The organism is Nocardioides sp. NPDC000445, from assembly GCF_040300245.1.
GTDB lineage: Bacteria > Actinomycetota > Actinomycetes > Propionibacteriales > Nocardioidaceae > Nocardioides.
The window spans coordinates 1-17,246 of the sequence record NZ_JBEPDH010000007.1 but is presented as its reverse complement, the minus strand read 5'-3'; the positions used below and the strand labels follow the sequence as shown (position 1 = coordinate 17,246).

Sequence of the window (17,246 nt, the reverse complement as noted above, 5' to 3'; positions counted from 1 at the left end):
CCCTAGGGCAGGAGCGGCGTCGCGCGCCCGTGAATTCTGGATAGCGCCCGGGCCGGACCCATCGTCTGGATAGGGTCTCAGCATGGGGGCAGAGCGGGAGGCGTCGGTGGGGTCAGGCCGACGGCAGAGGGGAGTTCTGGGGTCGCTCATCGAGATCCTGGTCATCGCAGTGACGGCGATCCTGCTCGCCGTCGTCATCAAGACGTTCCTCGCCCAGGCGTTCTACATCCCCTCCGAGTCGATGCAGCCCGGCCTGGAAGTCAACGACCGCGTACTGGTCGAGAAGCCGTCCTACTGGATGGGCGGCACGCCCGAGCGCGGCGACGTCGTCGTCTTCACCGATCCCGGCGGCTGGCTCTCCGCCAACCAGATCGCACCTGCCCCGACCGGCTTCAGGGCCGTGCTCGCCAAGATCGGGCTCTACCCGACCGGTGACCACCTGGTGAAGCGGGTCATCGGGGTCGCGGGCGACACCGTGGAGTGCTGCGAGTCGGGTCGGATCGTCGTCAACGGCACGCCCGTGGACGCGTCGTCCTTCATCGCTCCCGCCGACACCTGCGACGGCCCCATGGCGCAGGACAACGGGTCGTACGTCAAGGGCGGCTGCCGGGGCTGGAAGGCCGTCGTCCCCGAGGGCCGGATCTTCGTGATGGGCGACAACCGTGCCAACTCCGCCGACTCGTCCTTCCATCTGTGCAGCCCCGAACGCCAGGAGTCGGGCGACGAGGCCTGCTCGAACGCGTTCGTACCCGTCTCCGACGTCGTCGGCCGCGTCGCCGTCGTCTTCTGGCCCACCGACCGCTTCGGCGTCGAGCATCGCCCGGAGACCTTCGACTCCGTCGAATGACCTCGCCGAGGCGCCACGCGCGTCGGCCGAGACGTCAACTGTGTGACGTCTCGGCCGGCGCGGGTGACCTTTCGGCGGTCAGGCCTCGCGAACCACATCCATGGTGCGATCGCCGAACTTGACCTTGTCGCCGTCGATGAGAGCCGCGGGGCGGCGGGCGCCGAGGGCTCGTGCGGCGCCCTGGCGGATCAGGGTGGTGCCGTTGGTGGAGCCACGGTCCATGACCACGAGGGTGCCGTCGGCCGCGATCTGGAACTGGGCGTGGGTCTTGGACAGGGACATGTCGCTCGAGGAGAGGGCCACCCGGTGGGCGACCTCCTCGCCCGGACGCGGCTCGGGGCCGCGTCCGACGATGGCGAGACCCTCGACCACGAAGCTCTGGCCGGTGTCGAACGTGACCCGCCAGCGAGCCGTCGCCGCGGGCTGCGGGGCAGGCACGGGAGGCGGCGGAGGGGCAGGCTGCGCCGACGGCGGGGCCGGCGGGGCCGGAGTCGGCGGGGCGGGAGCTGGCGGCATCGGAGCCGGGGGTGCCTGACGGGAGATCATTCCCGGGACGATGGTCTGCGCCGCTTGGGCCTCGGCCGCGGCCTGAGCGGCAGGAGCCTGAGCCGCGGGGCTCTGGGTCGGCGCGGCGGGGGTCTGCGGTCGCTCGGCCCGCTCCGGGGTCGCCTCGGCCTGCTTCAGGCGCATGGTGGTCAGGTTGACGATGCGACGCGGCGCGGGCGCCTCCTCCTCGGCCTCGACGATCGCCGGAGGCCGTACGTCGACCACGACCGAGCCTGCACGGCGGTCGTGCCACCCCTGACGACGGCCGCGGTCGTCCATCGCGGCGACCCAGGCGAAGGTGGCGGTGCCGATGCCGAGCGTCGGGATCGTGCAGAGACCGAGCAGGGCCTGGCGTACGAACGCCTTGCCTACGCCGATGGGACGGCCCGCGGCTCCGGAGTCATCGCTGACCACGCGGAGCCCGAGGGCCATCTTCCCGGGTGTCTTGCCCCCGGAGCCGGTGAGTACGGTGCCGACCAGCCAGACTCCCAGGACCACGCCGGCGATCAGGCCGACGCCGGGAAGCAGGCTGTCGTTGCGGAAGAAGATCAGCCAGGCGGCGAACCCGGCCGCGGCGAAGATCGCCCACGCGATCACCCGGTCGATGGCGAAGGCGTAGAACCGACGGTCCGGCTCGGCGATCGCAGCCTCGACGGTTGGAGCCGGCAGACCGGCCACGCTCATGCCGCCGCCTCCACAGAGGCCGGCGACATGAGCGAGAGCCGCTTGATCATGGGTTGGTCACCCGGATCGTCAGACTGTCACCGAGGTCGATGACGGCACCCGGCATGAGCTGGACGGGTACGCCGGGACGCAGGTCCTCCGGGCCGAGACCCGGCTGGACCAGCACGGTGCCGTTGGTCGAGCCGAGGTCGGTGACCACCGCTGCGCCGTGGTCGACACCGGCACCGGGACGGATCTCGCAGTGGGTCGAGGAGATCTCCTGGTGCGGGCTGGGCACGGTCACCAGCATCGGCTGCTCGGTGGGCGTGAACCGGCTCGCCTCGGGGGCGCGGCCGACCAGGACGACCCGGTCGACCTCGACGCGGTCGCCGCTGGAGAACTCCAGGCGGGCGACCGGGTAGGCGGTCACCTTCGGGGCCTCGGGCTGGCCGGGGATGCCGGCGAGACCGGCGTTGAGGTCCTCGCCGACGCCGATGCGGGTCAGACCGTCGTGGTCGTCCTCATCGGGGTTGGGCTCCTCCCAGACCGGCTCGTCGTGGGTCTCGGGGATCGGCGCCACGGGCGGAGCCGGCGGCGCGGGCGGGGCCGGGAACGCCGGAGGGGCCGGGGGTGCCGGAGGGATCTCGGTCACCGGCGCGTCGGCAGGAGCGCTGTCGAAGGACGGTGCCTCGATCGGGGCCTCGCTCGGCGCAGCGTCGATCATGCCCTCGGCCCGCGACTCCTCGTAGGGAGCAGGCGGCGCGTCCACCGGAGGCGGCGGAGGCGTCGTCAGCGGAGGCGGAGGCGGCATCGACGGCGGGCCGAAGCCGGGCGCCGGGGCGGACTCAGGCTCGTCGTAGGACTCGGGCCCGTCGTAGGCCTCCTCGTCGACGGCCGGAAGGACCTCGGTCTCGGCGTCGGGAGCGACGTCCATGTCGGACACGGGCTCCGGGGAGACCGCGGAGGGGCCGAAGGAGGACGCCACGGCAGCAGCGTGCTCGTCGCTGGCGTAGTCGTCCTCGTAGCCGCCGGAAGCGGGCTCCGGGAAATCCTGGTCGTCGGCGTCCTGGGAGGCGGCCGGCATCTCGAACGCCTCGGTCGGCTCGGTCAGGTCGTCGTGGCGCGGTGCCGACGCCTCGCCGGACTCGTCGCCACGGTTGACCGAGATCGGCTCGTCCGCCTCAGCGTCCTCGTCGAAGTCGGAGTCCGGGCCGAGGTCTGCCTCCGCGCCGGAGTCCGACTCGGCGTCCGCCCCGAGACCGGGGAGGTCACCCGAGACCGGGATCGGCGGAACGACCGAGAGGGAGGGCGGGGCCGCGACCGGCTCGTCCTCGTCGAGACCCTGCTCCTCGGCGGAGTCCAGGTCGTCGGCGGAGTCGGCGTAGCTGTCCTCGGGAAGAGGATCGGTGAGCGGGTCACCCGGGGCCGGCTCGTCGACGCCCTCGTCCGGACCCTCCTCGACGGCCACCGGGGCAGCGACGAAACCGGCGCGGCTCTCCGGCGAGTCGTCCTGGGCGGACTCCGGGACCGGCGGCGGAACCTCGAGACCCGAGACCCGCAGCAGACCACCGAGCGCCGTCATCGGCTCACCGGTCGCGCCCTCCTCGCCGAGCGAGACGGACATCCTGGTGACACCCTCGAGAGTGCGCTCGACCCACGTCTTCGACGACGAGCCGTCGACCTCGACGGTGCCCTCGCCGGCCTCGAACGAGACCACGGACGGGCCGCGCACGACCGTGCGTACGCTGCCGCCGTCAGGCGTCACGTCCCCGGAGATGAGGACGAAGCCCGGCAACGAGCTCAGCCCGGTCGCGACGAGCGCGTCGAGCACCTCGTCGAACCCGGCACCGTCGTCCACGAGCGCCCACAGCGCGCCCGCACGGCTCTTCTCCGAGGGCGGGAGCAGCACCGTGGCGCTCTCACCGATGATGCCGAACCATGTGCCCGGCATGTAGGACGTGCTTGCGATGGTTCCTTGCTCACTCATGGCAGCACTCCTAGCTTCTGCTCCATACTCACCCTTTGTTGCTCCGAGTCATACGGGTTCTCCTCGGTCAATCCCATCACATCGACCACGATCGCGGTGGCGTTGTCCCGGCCACCCGCCTCGACCGCGGCGGCGACGAGCTTCTCGGCCGTGTCGCGGGCGTCGGTGTCCTCCGCCGCGAGGATGTCGGCGATCTCGGTATCCGAGATCATCCCGCTCACGCCGTCGGAGCACAGCATCAGCCGGGCCCCCACGGGCAGGGTCACCTGGAAGATGTCCGGGACCGCCGGGGCCATCCCGCCCAGCGCCCTGGTCACCACGTTGCGCTCCGGGTGGTGCTCGGCCTGCTCACGCGTGATCTGCCCCGAGTCGACCAGCTCCTGGACCAGGCTGTGGTCGCGGCTGAGCTGGCTCAGCGTGCCGTCGAAATATCGGTAGATCCGCGAGTCGCCGACGTTGAGCAGGATCCACAACGGGCTGCTTCCGCCGTCGGCGATCAGAGCCGCGGCGCAGGTGGTGCCGGACTGGTAGTCCGAGGCCCCGCGCGAGCGCTGCTCGAGCGCGAAGGCCACGATCCGGTCCTGTGCCGCCTGGAGGGCCTCGACCATCGCCTGGCTGCCGGACTCGGACGCGTAATGGGTGCCGCCGAGCTTGGCGAACTCCTGGATCACCATCTCGCTGGCGATGTCACCACCGTCGTGGCCGCCCATACCGTCCGCGACGACGAAGACCGGTGGCTCGGCCACATGGGAGTCCTCGTTGACCTTCCGCACCTGGCCGACATCTGTCGCGGCCCCGTGCGCGATCACTACTTTCCTGGACATCTCGCCCCCTAGGCCTGCCGGGATAGCGTGATGCCGATGGACACAGGCTTCCGCTCACTCGCAGACCAGTTGCGCTCTTGGCCCACAGAGCGCATCTCACGCCTGCTTCTTGCTCGTCCTGATCTCGCCACGCCGTCCCCTCATGACTCCGGCCAACTCGCCGCCCGAGCAGCCACTCGCACATCCTTGCACTACGCGATGGATGACCTTAACCATCTCGAGCTGATCGTGCTTGATGCCGTTGCCCTCGCGAATCAAACCACCAAAGCCCACTTATCTTCCATGGTGAACGCCGAAGTGGACGCCGCGACACGAGCACTTTCTCATCTGGAGGACACCTGCCTGGTGTGGCACTCCCTCGACGGCCTGCGCGCGGTGACCGGTGTCGCGGCCCTGCTGCGGGGCTCGCCCGGCACATCCGGGCTGCAGCCGTTCGCCGCTGACCAGGAAGAAGGCGTACGCAGCCTGCCGGCTGTGTCCGCCGAGGCGCGCGCGATGCTGGAGGCCGTCGACGCCGGCGGCGGGCAGGCCTCCTCCTCACGCGCGCGCCCGGGCGTATCCGTGGCCGAGGCGGCCGGACCGGCCGAGGAGCTCATCGCCCACGGGCTGCTGGTCTCCTCGGGAGACGGAATGCTGACCCTGCCCGGTGAGGTCGGGCTCGCGCTGCGAGGTGGGCGGACGACGATCGCCCCTGTGGACGTCCCACCACCCCTGCCGACCTCCTCGCGTGCATCCACGCTGGTCGACCGGGCGGCCGCGGGCGCCGCCTTCGAGCTCGTACGCAACCTCGAGCTGCTCCTCGACGGCTGGAGCGTCACGCCGCCCCGGTCGCTGCGCGGCGGGGCGGGCCTGACGGTCCGGGACCTGAGGACGACAGCCGAGCGGCTCCATGTCACCGAGCCCACAGCGGCGTTGCTGATCGAGGTCGCCTGGGCCGCGGGGCTGCTCGCGCTGGGCGCCGACGAGGAGGGCGATCCGGCCTGGATGCCGACCGAGCTCTTCGACCAGTGGCTCCAGCAGCCCCTGGCGGCCCGCTGGTCGCACGTCGCCGGCGCCTGGCTGGCCTCGCCGCGCCTCCCCGGGCTCGTCGGCCAGCGCGACCCCGCCGGGAAGACCTGGAACGCGCTGGCCCCCGATCTGGCCGGAGCCTCGGCCGTGGCGACGCGGCGGCAGACCCTCGGCCTGCTCGCCGCCCTGCCGGACGGCGAGGTCCTCGCCGCCGGCACCGGCCCCGCCGCGGTCGTCACCCGCCTCGCCTGGGAGCGGCCGCGCCGGCCGCGCACCCGCACCGAGTCCCGCGAGGCCCTGGTGGACTGGACGCTCACCGAGGCGGAGGCGCTCGGGCTCGCCGCGTTCGGGGGGCTGGCTGCGTACGGTCGGCAGCTGGTGGCGGGCGAGGATCCGGTCCCGACCCTGGCCGGGCTGCTGCCGGAGCCGGTCGACCATGTGCTGCTCCAGGGCGATCTGACCGCGGTCGCGCCGGGGCCCCTGGAGCCCGCGCTGGCGCGCACCCTGGCCGTGGTGGCCACCGTGGAGTCGCACGGCGGGGCGACGGTCTACCGGTTCACCAAGGAGTCGGTGCGGCGGGCCATGGACCGCGGCTGGACCGCCACCGAGATCCACGCGTTCCTCACCGCCGCCTCCCGCACCCCCGTCCCGCAGGCGCTGACCTACCTGGTGGACGACACGGCGCGTACGTTCGGGACGGTCCGGGTCGGGTTCGCGGCCGCGTACCTGCGCAGCGACGACGAGGCGGCGCTGGCCGAGCTGCTGGCCCACCCGGCCGCCGAGTCCCTGGGACTGCGGCGACTGGCGCCGACGGTGGTCGTCAGCACCGTCGCGCTCGACTCGCTCCTCCCCCGGCTGCGCGAGCTGGGCCTGGCGCCGGTCGTCGAGGCACCCGACGGATCCATCCACGTCGCACGCCCCGACGCCAAGCGCGCCAAGGCCCGCAACGGCGCGCGGCCGGCCGGCGCTCAGGAGGCCCACCTCGCCGCGCGGGCGACCGCGGTGGCGGCCAGGATCAAGGCGGGCGACGAGACCGCCGCCTCTCGCCCGGCTCCGGCCGAGCCGGCCTCCACCATGGCGATCCTCCACGAGGCCATCGATGCTGGGGAACAGGTCGTGATCTCCTACGTCGACGGCCGCGGCGTCGGCGGCGAGGCGCGCGTCGAGCCGTTGGGGATCGACGGCGGCTCTCTCGCGGCCCGGGTCGAGGACGACGTACGTTCCTTCGCGCTGTCCCGGATCAGGAGCGTGCGCCCGACGTCGCCGTAGGCTGGTCCGGTGAACGACGGCCCCCTGATCGTCCAGTCGGACAAGACGCTGCTGCTCGAGGTCGACCATGCCCGGGCAGGTGAGTGCCGCAAGGCGATCGCGCCGTTCGCCGAGCTGGAGCGGTCACCGGAGCACATCCACACCTACCGGCTGACTCCGTTGGGGCTGTGGAACGCACGCGCGGCCGGGCACGACGCCGAGCAGGTGGTGGACACGCTGCTCGAGTTCTCCCGTTATCCCGTACCGCACTCCCTGCTGGTCGATGTCGCCGAGACGATGGCCCGCTACGGCCGGCTCCGGCTGGAGAAGAACCCGGTGAACGGACTGGTGCTGGTCTCCTCCGACCGGACGGTGCTGGAGGAGGTCATCCGGGCGAGGAAGGTCGCCGGGATGCTGGGCGAACGGCTCGACGAGGACACCGTCGTCGTCCACCCCTCCGAGCGCGGCAACCTCAAGCAGGCCCTGCTCAAGCTCGGCTGGCCGGCCGAGGACTACGCGGGCTACGTCGACGGCGAGGCGCACTCGATCGCGCTGGACACCACCGACTGGACGCTGCGCCCCTACCAGTCGGAGGCGGCCGAGTCGTTCTGGCACGGCGGCTCCGGAGTCGTCGTGCTCCCGTGCGGCGCCGGCAAGACGCTGGTCGGCGCGGCCGCCATGGCGCACGCCCAGGCGACCACGCTGATCCTCGTCACCAACACCGTCTCCGCGCGGCAGTGGAAGGACGAGCTCGTACGCCGTACGTCGCTGACCCCGGACGAGATCGGCGAGTATTCGGGGTCGGTCAAGGAGATCCGGCCGGTCACGATCGCCACCTACCAGGTGCTGACCATGCGCCGGAAGGGTGCCTATCCCCATCTGGAGCTGCTCGACGCCCGCGACTGGGGGCTGGTCGTCTACGACGAGGTCCACCTTCTTCCCGCCCCGATCTTCCGGATGACCGCCGATCTGCAGGCCCGCCGCCGGCTCGGCCTGACCGCGACGCTGGTGCGCGAGGACGGGCGCGAGGGTGACGTGTTCTCCCTGATCGGCCCCAAGCGCTACGACGCTCCCTGGAAGGACATTGAGGCGCAGGGCTGGATCGCGCCGGCCGACTGCGTCGAGGTGCGGGTGACGCTGCCTGCCGGCGAACGACTCGTCTACGCCACCGCCGAGCCCGACGAGCGCTACCGGATCGCCTCGTGCACCCACCACAAGATCGACGTGGTCAAAGAGATCGTCGCCTCCCACGCCGGCAAGCCGACGCTCGTGATCGGGCAGTACCTCGAGCAGCTCGACGAGATCGCCGCCTCGCTCGACGCCCCGGTGATCGAGGGCAAGACGTCGGTCAAGGAGCGCCAGCGGCTCTTCGACGCCTTCCGCTCCGGCGAGATCGACCTGCTGGTCGTCTCCAAGGTCGCCAACTTCTCCATCGACCTGCCCTCGGCCGAGGTCGCGATCCAGGTCTCCGGGGCCTACGGCTCGCGCCAGGAGGAGGCGCAACGGCTCGGCCGGCTGCTGCGCCCCGGCGACGGCAACAAGACCGCGCACTTCTACACGATCGTCTCCCGCGACACCGTCGACGCCGACTTCGCCCAGAACCGCCAGCGCTTCCTGGCCGAGCAAGGCTATGCCTACCGGATCGTCGACGCCGACTCCCTCGACGACCTCACGTCCTGACCGACTGAATCGTTGCCTGTGGCCGGATGCGGCCAAGTCGCTGCACACGGAATGTGACGCACGCCATACTCGGTGAAGCGTTTCAATTCCTCGACCCCAGGAGTCCGCGTGCGCCGACACATCGCCGGGCTGGTCACGGCCGCCTTCGCCGTCGTCCTCTCCCCCGCACTGCCCCCACTCGCCGCCAGCGCCGTTCCAGCGACCGAAGACGTGGGCTCCGTCCCCGTCGTCGGCGAGCTGCGTACGAATGCGCTGGCGGACCCTCTCGGCATCGCGACGACCGCCCCCACGCTCGGGTGGCAGCTCGACTCCGACCGCCGCGGCGTGACCCAGACGGCGTACCAGATCCGGGTCGCGTCCTCGGAGCGACGGCTCAGCTCCCCCGATGTGTGGGACAGCCGGAAGGTGAGGTCCGGGCAGTCCGTCGACGTCCGGTACGCCGGGCCCGCACTGAAGCCTCGCACCGACTACGTGTGGTCGGTGCGGGTCTGGGACGACGACGGCGTCGCCTCCGCGTGGAGCAAGCCGGCGACGTTCGCCACCGGCCTCGGCAAGGAGGCGTGGACCGCCGACTGGATCGGCGCAAAGACTCCTGAGCTGGGCGCGGAGTGGACCGACTACACGATCGAGTTCACCGCCTCCGACATCGGCGGAGCCCTGGGCGTCTACTTCCGTGGCGAGAACACCGAGAACGCCTACATGTGGCAATTCAGCGAGTCCGACGACGCGCTTCGTCCGCACGTGAAGCGCAACGGCGGCTACTCCGTGCTGCCCGCGAAGCCGGTCCCGAGCGGCTTCGACTTCGCCGCCGAGCACGACTACGCGATCACCGTCGCGGGCGACACGATCACGACCACGATCGACGGCCAGCAGCTCGACCAGCGCACCGACGCCACCTTCGCGGGACCTGGGGTGATGGGCTTCCGCACCAACGGCGCCGAGCACGGGCTGGTCCACGACGTGACCGTCACCAGCGCCGGTCGCACCACCCTCGTGGACACCGACTTCCCGGCCGGCGACCGCACCTTCACCGCCGGCACCGTCACCGCCGACGGGCTCCGGGTCGACAACGCCGGCGGCGAGGCGTGGCTGCGCGGAGACGACGCGGTGCCGCTGCTGCGCAAGGAGGTCGACCTGGGCGAGAAGAGCATCACCCGCGCCCGCGTCTACGCCTCGGCGCGAGGTGTCTATGAGCTGCGCCTCAACGGCAAGCGGGTCGGCGACGCCGAGCTGGCCCCGGGCTGGACGGCGTACGACAAGCGCATCGACTACCAGACCTACGACGTGACCGAGCTGGTGCGCTCAGGATCGAACGTCTTCGGGGCCGAGGTCGCGCCCGGCTGGTACTCCGGCAAGGTCGCGATGTTCGGCACCGACGTCTACGGCACCGAGAACTCCGTGATCGCAGAGCTCGTCGTCGACTACTCCGACGGCACCAGCGAGGTCGTACGCACCGACGACACCTGGCGCACCACCGGCGGACCGACTCGCGAGGCCGACCTCCTCGACGGCGAGTGGTACGACGCCCGCCGCGCAGCGGAGGTGGAAGGCTGGGACCGGGCCGGATATGACGACCAGGACTGGGCCGCCGTCGCCGTCAGGGACGAGCCGACCGACGTGCTCGAGCCGCAGACGGCCGTCGACGTACGCGTCACCGAGGAGCTCGAGACCGCGAAGCGGATCGACTCCCCGACCGAGGGCGTCTACCTCTACGACCTCGGCCAGAACATGGTCGGCCACGTCCGCCTCACCCTGCAGGGCGAGAAGGGCCGGACGGTCACGATCCGCCACGGCGAGGTGCTCAACCCGGACGGCACCCTCTACACCGCCAACCTCCGCAGCGCGAAGGCCAAGGACACCTACACCTTCGGGTCCGACGAGCCCGAGACGTACGAGCCGTCCTTCACCTTCCACGGCTTCCGCTACGTCGAGATCTCCGGGCTGGACGAGGCGCCGGATGCCTCCGACATCGTGGGCGTCGTGGTCGGAACCGACGGCGACCTGGCCAGCACGCTGGACACCAGCTCGGACCTGGTCGACCAGCTGCAGAGCAACATCGTGTGGGGAATGCGCGGCAACTTCCTCTCCATCCCGACCGACACCCCGGCTCGCGACGAGCGGATGGGCTGGACCGGCGACATCAACGTGTTCGCCCGGACGGCGGTCTACAACATGGACTCCGAGTCGTTCCTGACCAAGTGGCTGCAGGACCTGCGCGACACCCAGCGACCCAACGGATCGCTCCCTGGCGTGGCCCCGGTCGTCCCGGGCCGCTTCGACGGCGGCTACGAGTCGGCCGGCTGGATGGACGCGGGCGTACACGTGCCCTGGACGCTGTGGCAGGCCTACGGCGACACCGGCGTCATCGCCGAGAACTACGACATGATGAAGCGCTACGTCGACTTCCTCGACGCCGACTCGACCGGGCACATCCGGTCCGCCGGCGGCTACCTGGACTGGCTCAACCTCGACGACCCGACCCCCGCGGACGTCCTGGACACCGCCTTCGTCGCGAAGAGCACCCGGGAGTTCGCACAGATGGCGAAGGCGATCGGCAAGGACGCCGACGCCGCTGCCTACCAGGCGCGCTACGAGGCCATCCGGGCTGCGTACCAGCAGGCTTTCATCGCCGCCGACGGGTCCGTCAAGGGCGACAGCCAGACGGCGTACATCCTCACCCTGACCAACGACCTCGAGCCCGCGGACCGGCGCAAGGCGGTCTACGAGCAGTTCGTGCAGACGCTCGAGCGGCGTGACTACCACCTCTCGACCGGGTTCCTCGGCGTCGACGGGCTGCTGCCCGCGCTGACGAAGGCCGGACGCACCGACATCGCCTACCGGCTGCTGCAGCACGAGGACTACCCCTCGTGGGGTTATGAGATCGGCAAGGGCGCCACCACGATCTGGGAGCGCTGGAACTCGATCAACCCGGACGGCACGTTCAACGACGTGGGGATGAACTCCTTCAACCACTACGCCTACGGCGCCGTCGGCGAGTGGATGTATCGCACCATGGCCGGCGTCTCGGCCGCCGAGCCCGGCTATCGCAAGATCACGATCGCCCCCGAGCCCGGAGACGGTGTCGACGACGTCGACTACAGCCTGCAGACCCCGTACGGCACCGTACGCAGCGCCTGGGCCACCCACGACGGGCCGATGACCCTCGACGTGACCGTTCCGGCCAACACGACCGCCGAGGTGCGGATCCCCGCCGCCAACCGGTGGGCGGTCACCGAGGGCGGCTCGCCGATCGAGGACTCGGCCGACGTCGAGTTCGTGCGTGAGGACGAGGACGTGGTCGTCCTCGAGGTCGGATCCGGCGACTACAGCTTCGCGGTCGCTCCCGCCCTCGGGGACCTCGGCGCCGCTCGGGCGGAGGCCGCCGCGACGGCTGCGAAGGTCTCCTCCCTCGATCTCGCCGGCCCCGCGGGCAGTGCCGCCAAGCGCGACCTCGCGAAGCGGACCGCGTTGCTGCGCGGCCAGATCGACGAGGCGTGGAAGCTCGCCGCTGGTGACGCCGAGGAGGAGCGGATCGCCGAGGCGGTCCACCATTCCCTCGCAGCGGCCGCTTACCTCGACCGCGCCGTCCAGATGTACGCCGAGAACGGCACGCTCACCGAGGCGACCGCGGCAGGTCTGCGTGATCGGCTCACGGCGATCGAGAAGAGTCTCTCGCGCGCTTCAGCCCGGCTGGTCGGAGCCGTCGCCGTCCTGCAGGTGCCCGACGAGGAGGTCCTCCCCGGCGATGTCGTCGAGGTCTCGGTGCGAGTCGACAACTCGGGCAAGCAGCCGCTGCAGGAGGTGACCTCGTCGCTCGAGGTGCCGGACGGATGGACCGCCGAGGCAGTCGGCGCGCCCGCCGGCACCGTGCCCGCCGGCGGGCAGGTCGAGCACGCCTATGAGGTCACGGTGCCGGAGGATGCGGCCGTGGGTCCCGCGCAGCTGAGCGGTGAGCTGTCCTATAGCCGCTCGGGTGGCACCGCCAGGCTCCCGGTGGGAGGCACCCTGATGGTCGGACCCGGCGTGCAGATCACCGCGACATCGAGCGCCCCGGCGTCGGTCGACGGCGGACAGACCGCGACCGTCACCGCCACACTGCACAACCGCAGCGACGTCACCCAGCGCGGCGAGCTGTCACTGACCGGCCCGGCCGGCTGGTCGGCGGAGCCGGTGGGCTACGAGATCCCGGCCGGTCAGGACGCCGATGTCGACGTCGAGGTCGTCGTGCCGCGGACGGTCGTGGCCGGCCCGGTCTCCCTGACCGTGGCGACCGGAGCGACGCCGGCGGAGCAGGCGGCGGCCACCGTGACCGTCGGACTCGCGACGCCACCGTCGTCGTCGACCGATCATGTCGACCTCGGCGAGGCGACCTCGGAGACAGCGCATGGACTGACCGCCTCCGAGCGGTCGGGGACCAATCAGGAGGCCGGGCTGACCCGCCGCTACACGCACTCCTCCTACCCGGGCGGCTGGTTCGAGTTCGACGCCGCGGTGCCGACGGATGGATCGTTCGTGGTCCGCATCGTCGAGACGTTCGACGGCGCACGACGCAAGACCTACGACGTCGAGCTCGACGGTCAGGTCGCGCACAGCGTCGACCTGACCCGCACCAGCGGCGGGCAGGGCACGATGATTCACCAGTTCCTGGTGGAGCCCTCGGCGCTGACCGCGGACGGCTCGGTGCGGCTCCGGTTCCGGGACACCGGCGCCGACTACGACCCGTCGGTCGCCGACGTGTGGGTGGTGCCGGTGGCATGAGCCTCACCCGAGCGCAACAACGCGCAGCTGGTGAGGTGGTGGACAGTTCTGCACCCATTGATCCCGGCACTCCCGGCACAACAGATAGGTGTGGGTGCAGCGGTCGTCGGGACAGAGCACGGTCACCGCGTACGCCGCCACCTCGCCACAAGGCTCCGCGTCGCTGTCCGGGCTGCCGCACTTGCACTCACAGGCGGGCCGCTCGCCGAGCCCCTCCTCGAGCCGCTCGATCTCCTCATCGATGGTCGTGCTGATGGTCATGACATCTCCTCCGTCTGGATCGGATGTCGTCCTCACCACCACTTAAACAGAGACCACCGACAGTTCTGCTTCATGGATCGTGGTCTCGAAGCCGAGATCGGGCCGTGAGCCTCCGACCGGGGTCAGCTGCACGACGACCCCGGTCGCCACGTCAAGCGCGATGTCGTACGCCTCGGGGTAGACCGTCCCTGGGGACGGTTCCCAGCCCGGGTCGCCGTCGCCGTACTCGTCGCGGTCGGAGACCCAGGACCACAGCAGCGGACAGCACCCGCACCGCGGCTCGTACTCGTCCCCGGGCACCGCCCTCGCCCACCAGGTCTGCCGGCCTGCTCGCTCCGCCGAGCGCAGGTCGCTCAGCACGACGTCGGCGGAGAGCTCCTCGGGATCGAGCATCGACACGAAGAGGTAGTTGTTCCACATCGGGTCGTCGATGTCGTGGGTGTAGGCCCGCGACCGGCTCTCCACGAGACCGTCGGCGCGCAGGACCGGCTCCGGATCGAACACCGGAGCCTCGCCCCTCTCCACGCGATCCCCGCTGGCGTCGCGCACTCGGAGCCAGCCAGGTCTCCGCAACCAGCACTCGACGTCGCCGTCGTCCCGCGTCCGCCAGGTGAAGTGCAGCGCGGAGAAGCGCCACGGCGACGATCGGGCGAGCGCCCGGAAAGTGTCCTCAGTCAGCGGGATCTCAGCTTCCATCGGACCCACCCTCGTCCAGCCAACGGCCGTTCCGCATCAGGTGGCGTCCCTCGAGCTCGTTCTCCTCTCGCCACGCCTGGACCTTCGTCGGCCGGACGCGGATCAGGCTGTCCGCCCACCTGCTCGGGTCGCCGCCCTGCTTCTCGGCGTAGATCTCCAGGACCCGCTTCGGCGTACGCTCCATCGGCTCGACCTCCGCGCGACCGTCGATGATCACGACGTCGCGCAGCTCGCCGAGCGCCAGGCGTACGACCGGGGACGCGGACAGGTTGCGCTGGGTGCGCGCACCGCCCATGCTCGCGATCCAGATCTCGCCCTCCCACCACACGAACGAGATCGGCACCAGCCACGGCTGGTCGTCGTGCGCGGAGGCGATCCACAGGTCGATGTCCTTCTCCAGACGGGCGCGGGTGTCGGAGAGTCTCTGGGCGAGGGAGCGAGGGTCGGCAGCCATGGCCGCACCCTAATCCGCGGTCGTCCCGGCGGAGTAGCGGTTTCCGGATGGGGCTGTGGGGGAAGAATGGGCACATGGAGACCTGGGAGTTCGAGGCCGACCTGTGGCCGTGGAAGGACGAGACCGACGCCTGGATCTTCGTGACCGCGCCACCCGAGGTCACCGAGGAGATCCGCGAGGCGTCGATCGCGACCGGCCCGCCGCGCGGCTTCGGGTCGGTGCGGGTCGAGGCGCGGATCGGCACGACCACCTGGAGGACGTCGGTCTTCCCAGGCCAGGAAGGCTATGCGTTGCCGATCAAGAAGGACGTACGCCGCCGCGAGGACCTCCAGGTCGGCGACCGCGCGCTCGTCTCGATCACCCTCGTCTGACGCGCGCGAAAACCATGCGCGCCGCCGGGTGCCGACGTGGTTGGCTCGGTCGTGATGAACGCCCCGATGCACGACGACGAGCTGATGATCGACGCGGACCTGGTGCGGTCCCTGCTGAGGCGGGACCTCGCTGCGTACGCGGACCTTCCGCTCCGCCCCCTGGACTCGACCGGATCGACCAACCGGCTCTTCCGGCTGGGCGAGGAACATCTCGTACGCCTCCCCCGCCAGCCCCGCGGATCCGCCGCGATCACGCAGGAGGCGCGCTGGCTGCCCGGCTTCGCGACCAACCTCGCGGTGGCCACGCCCGAGGTGGTGACGGTCGGCGAGCCGGGCTTCGGCTACCCGGAGCGCTGGAGCGTGGTGCGCTGGCTCGACGGCGAGAAGCCTGCCCCTGGTGCGAGTGACGTCACCGCCGCGGATCTGGTCTCGGTCGTGGCCGGGCTCCGCCGGACCGAGGTGCCTCAGGCGGCGCTCGACGACGCCGGCTTGCGCTGGTATCGCGGTGAGCCGATCGCCGGCTTCGACGCCGACATCCGGTTCCGCCTGAAGGAGTGTCGTGACCTCACCGAGCTCGACCTGGACCTGGACGCGGTCGAGTCGGTCTGGGACGAGGTGATGGCCCTGCCCCCGGCGGAGGCCGGGACGCACTGGCTCCACGGCGACCTGCTCGCCGAGAACCTCCTCGCCCGCGACGGCCGCCTCACTGCCGTACTCGACTTCGGCGCCCTCTCCGTCGGCGATCCCACCGTCGATCTGATCTGCGCCTGGGAGCTCCTCGACGCCGCCGGCCGCGACGAGTTCCGCACTCTCCTCGACCTCGACGACGCCACCTGGCTGCGCAGTCGCGGCTGGGCGCTCTTCATCGCCGTGATGACCTTTCCCTACTACTGGCAGACCATGCCCGTACGCTGCGCCGACCGGCTTGTGATGGCTAGGGCTGCTCTGGGGGGCTGAATGGTTTGCCTTCCAGCGTGGGTGGGGCCAATACGTTGTCTGGGTTGGGAGATTTAGAAGCAGGGTGTCTGGGTTGGGTGCCATTTACCTGTCTTGCGGGCTTCCAGCAGCGGTCTCGGTTTTGTTGGGGATACCTGTCCCTGATTGGGTTCATTGGTTTTGTGTTGTGTGGTAGGCTCGGCGCAGGCGTAAACGTGAAGGCCGACCACTTCGAAAGAGGCGTGCCCCAGCCGCCCGAGACACAACGGGGGTGGGGTAATCCAGGGGAACCAGGGGCGTGCACGCTGAGCTGCGAGGGTAAGTAATAGCCCGTACTCCGGGCCTCCGAGACCAGCGAACCAGAACACACCCGTGCCAGCGGGTGTGGAGAGTTCGTACGTCGGGAGGTGACCGGTTCGATGACCACGCTGCAACAGCCCCAGCACCCCGTGCTGGGGGCCGTGGTCGCGGTCACCGCCTCGCTAGCCCGTGTCTCTGAGGCGAATCCGGTGTTCATGGCCACCGAGCAGAAGGCCGCCACCCTGCTCGAGATCGCCCGGGCGAAAGCCCAACTGGCCGAGCTCGAACTCCGGGTGCTTGCCTCCGCTGAGGATGTGGCCGTCGAGTCTGCGGCGCGGGATGTGGCGGCGTGGCTGCATCACCACACCCACCAACGCCCCGAAACCCTCCGCGCCGACCTCCGGCTCGCCGAGGCACTGGACCGGACCTACGGGCTGGTGGCGGCCGCCATGCGGGCCGGAAACTGCAACCCTGCCCAAGCCCACGTCATCGTGAACGCTCTCGACGACCTGCCCGCCGACCTCGACCCCGAGATCAAGACCAAGGCCGAACAGGCCCTGGTCGCCTACGCCACCCGGTTCGACCCCACCCAGCTGCGACGCCTGGGGCGCCGGATCCTCGATGTCATCGCCCCAGAGATCGCCGAAGCCGAAGAGGCGAAACGGCT

At 70.8% G+C, this 17,246-nt stretch carries 13 protein-coding genes; 7 read left to right on the top strand and 6 right to left on the bottom strand.

Annotation, left to right across the window (positions count from 1 at the left end):
- The first annotated feature begins 82 nt into the window (after window positions 1-82).
- Window positions 83-847 carry a signal peptidase I gene (gene lepB / locus ABT304_RS10945; RefSeq protein ID WP_350715125.1) on the top strand — a complete coding sequence of 255 codons (765 nt, stop codon included), beginning with the start codon at window positions 83-85 and terminating at the stop codon, window positions 845-847.
- A gap of 78 nt (window positions 848-925) precedes the next feature.
- Here lepB and ABT304_RS10940 read toward each other — a convergent pair whose 3' ends face one another.
- From ABT304_RS10940 to ABT304_RS10930, 3 genes are read right to left on the bottom strand one after another with little or no spacing between them, the layout of a single operon-like run.
- A complete protein-coding gene (locus ABT304_RS10940; protein ID WP_350715123.1) occupies window positions 926-2,077 on the bottom strand; it encodes an RDD family protein in 1,152 nt (383 codons plus the stop codon).
- A gap of 46 nt (window positions 2,078-2,123) precedes the next feature.
- Window positions 2,124-4,043, bottom strand: coding sequence for an FHA domain-containing protein (locus ABT304_RS10935; RefSeq protein ID WP_350715121.1), 1,920 nt, complete (start codon window positions 4,041-4,043; stop codon window positions 2,124-2,126).
- The gene (locus tag ABT304_RS10930) at window positions 4,040-4,867 is read right to left on the bottom strand and encodes a PP2C family protein-serine/threonine phosphatase (RefSeq protein ID WP_350715119.1); all 828 of its coding nucleotides are present in this window, start codon (window positions 4,865-4,867) and stop codon (window positions 4,040-4,042) included. The genes ABT304_RS10935 and ABT304_RS10930 overlap by 4 nt, the downstream gene beginning before the upstream one ends.
- A 282-nt stretch (window positions 4,868-5,149) precedes the next feature.
- On the opposite strand from ABT304_RS10930, the gene ABT304_RS10925 reads away from it, so the two are divergent.
- From ABT304_RS10925 to ABT304_RS10915, 3 genes are all read left to right on the top strand, one after another.
- The gene (locus ABT304_RS10925) at window positions 5,150-7,144 is read left to right on the top strand and encodes a helicase-associated domain-containing protein (RefSeq protein WP_350715117.1); all 1,995 of its coding nucleotides are present in this window, start codon (window positions 5,150-5,152) and stop codon (window positions 7,142-7,144) included.
- A gap of 9 nt (window positions 7,145-7,153) precedes the next feature.
- Window positions 7,154-8,803, top strand: a complete 1,650-nt coding sequence (locus ABT304_RS10920; protein ID WP_350715116.1) for a DNA repair helicase XPB — start codon at window positions 7,154-7,156, stop codon at window positions 8,801-8,803.
- A gap of 108 nt (window positions 8,804-8,911) precedes the next feature.
- Complete coding sequence (locus ABT304_RS10915; protein WP_350715114.1) at window positions 8,912-13,561, top strand: family 78 glycoside hydrolase catalytic domain; 4,650 nt, start codon at window positions 8,912-8,914, stop codon at window positions 13,559-13,561.
- A 3-nt stretch (window positions 13,562-13,564) separates the two neighbouring features.
- Here ABT304_RS10915 and ABT304_RS10910 read toward each other — a convergent pair whose 3' ends face one another.
- Genes ABT304_RS10910 through ABT304_RS10900 form a run of 3 tightly spaced genes read right to left on the bottom strand, consistent with a single transcriptional unit; the run spans window position 13,565 to window position 14,972 of the window.
- Window positions 13,565-13,822, bottom strand: a complete 258-nt coding sequence (locus tag ABT304_RS10910) for a hypothetical protein (protein WP_350715112.1) — start codon at window positions 13,820-13,822, stop codon at window positions 13,565-13,567.
- Between the two features lie 42 nt (window positions 13,823-13,864).
- Window positions 13,865-14,518, bottom strand: a complete 654-nt coding sequence (locus ABT304_RS10905) for a hypothetical protein (protein WP_350715110.1) — start codon at window positions 14,516-14,518, stop codon at window positions 13,865-13,867.
- On the bottom strand, window positions 14,508-14,972 hold the full coding sequence (locus ABT304_RS10900; RefSeq protein WP_350715108.1) for a pyridoxamine 5'-phosphate oxidase family protein: 465 nt from the start codon (window positions 14,970-14,972) through the stop codon (window positions 14,508-14,510). The genes ABT304_RS10905 and ABT304_RS10900 overlap by 11 nt, the downstream gene beginning before the upstream one ends.
- A gap of 74 nt (window positions 14,973-15,046) precedes the next feature.
- On the opposite strand from ABT304_RS10900, the gene ABT304_RS10895 reads away from it, so the two are divergent.
- The 3 genes from ABT304_RS10895 to ABT304_RS10885 form a co-directional block, all read left to right on the top strand.
- A complete protein-coding gene (locus ABT304_RS10895; protein WP_160026948.1) occupies window positions 15,047-15,343 on the top strand; it encodes a DUF1905 domain-containing protein in 297 nt (98 codons plus the stop codon).
- Between the two features lie 54 nt (window positions 15,344-15,397).
- Entirely contained in the window at window positions 15,398-16,300 is a 903-nt protein-coding gene (locus ABT304_RS10890) for an aminoglycoside phosphotransferase family protein (protein ID WP_350715107.1), read from the top strand.
- 398 nt (window positions 16,301-16,698) lie between these two features.
- Window positions 16,699-17,246, top strand: a 548-nt coding sequence (locus ABT304_RS10885) for a DUF222 domain-containing protein (protein WP_350715105.1), incomplete at its 3' end; no start/stop codon positions are given.

What these genes read in the sequence shown, in the direction of transcription:
- lepB (WP_350715125.1), top strand. Translation starts at nt 83, where the DNA reads ATGGGGGCAGAGCGGGAGGCGTCGGTGGGGTCAGGCCGACGGCAGAGG.
- ABT304_RS10940 (WP_350715123.1), bottom strand. Translation starts at nt 2,077, where the DNA reads ATGAGCGTGGCCGGTCTGCCGGCTCCAACCGTCGAGGCTGCGATCGCC.
- ABT304_RS10935 (WP_350715121.1), bottom strand. Translation starts at nt 4,043, where the DNA reads ATGAGTGAGCAAGGAACCATCGCAAGCACGTCCTACATGCCGGGCACA.
- ABT304_RS10930 (WP_350715119.1), bottom strand. Translation starts at nt 4,867, where the DNA reads ATGTCCAGGAAAGTAGTGATCGCGCACGGGGCCGCGACAGATGTCGGC.
- ABT304_RS10925 (WP_350715117.1), top strand. Translation starts at nt 5,150, where the DNA reads ATGGTGAACGCCGAAGTGGACGCCGCGACACGAGCACTTTCTCATCTG.
- ABT304_RS10910 (WP_350715112.1), bottom strand. Translation starts at nt 13,822, where the DNA reads ATGACCATCAGCACGACCATCGATGAGGAGATCGAGCGGCTCGAGGAG.
- ABT304_RS10905 (WP_350715110.1), bottom strand. Translation starts at nt 14,518, where the DNA reads ATGGAAGCTGAGATCCCGCTGACTGAGGACACTTTCCGGGCGCTCGCC.
- ABT304_RS10900 (WP_350715108.1), bottom strand. Translation starts at nt 14,972, where the DNA reads ATGGCTGCCGACCCTCGCTCCCTCGCCCAGAGACTCTCCGACACCCGC.
- ABT304_RS10895 (WP_160026948.1), top strand. Translation starts at nt 15,047, where the DNA reads ATGGAGACCTGGGAGTTCGAGGCCGACCTGTGGCCGTGGAAGGACGAG.
- ABT304_RS10890 (WP_350715107.1), top strand. Translation starts at nt 15,398, where the DNA reads ATGAACGCCCCGATGCACGACGACGAGCTGATGATCGACGCGGACCTG.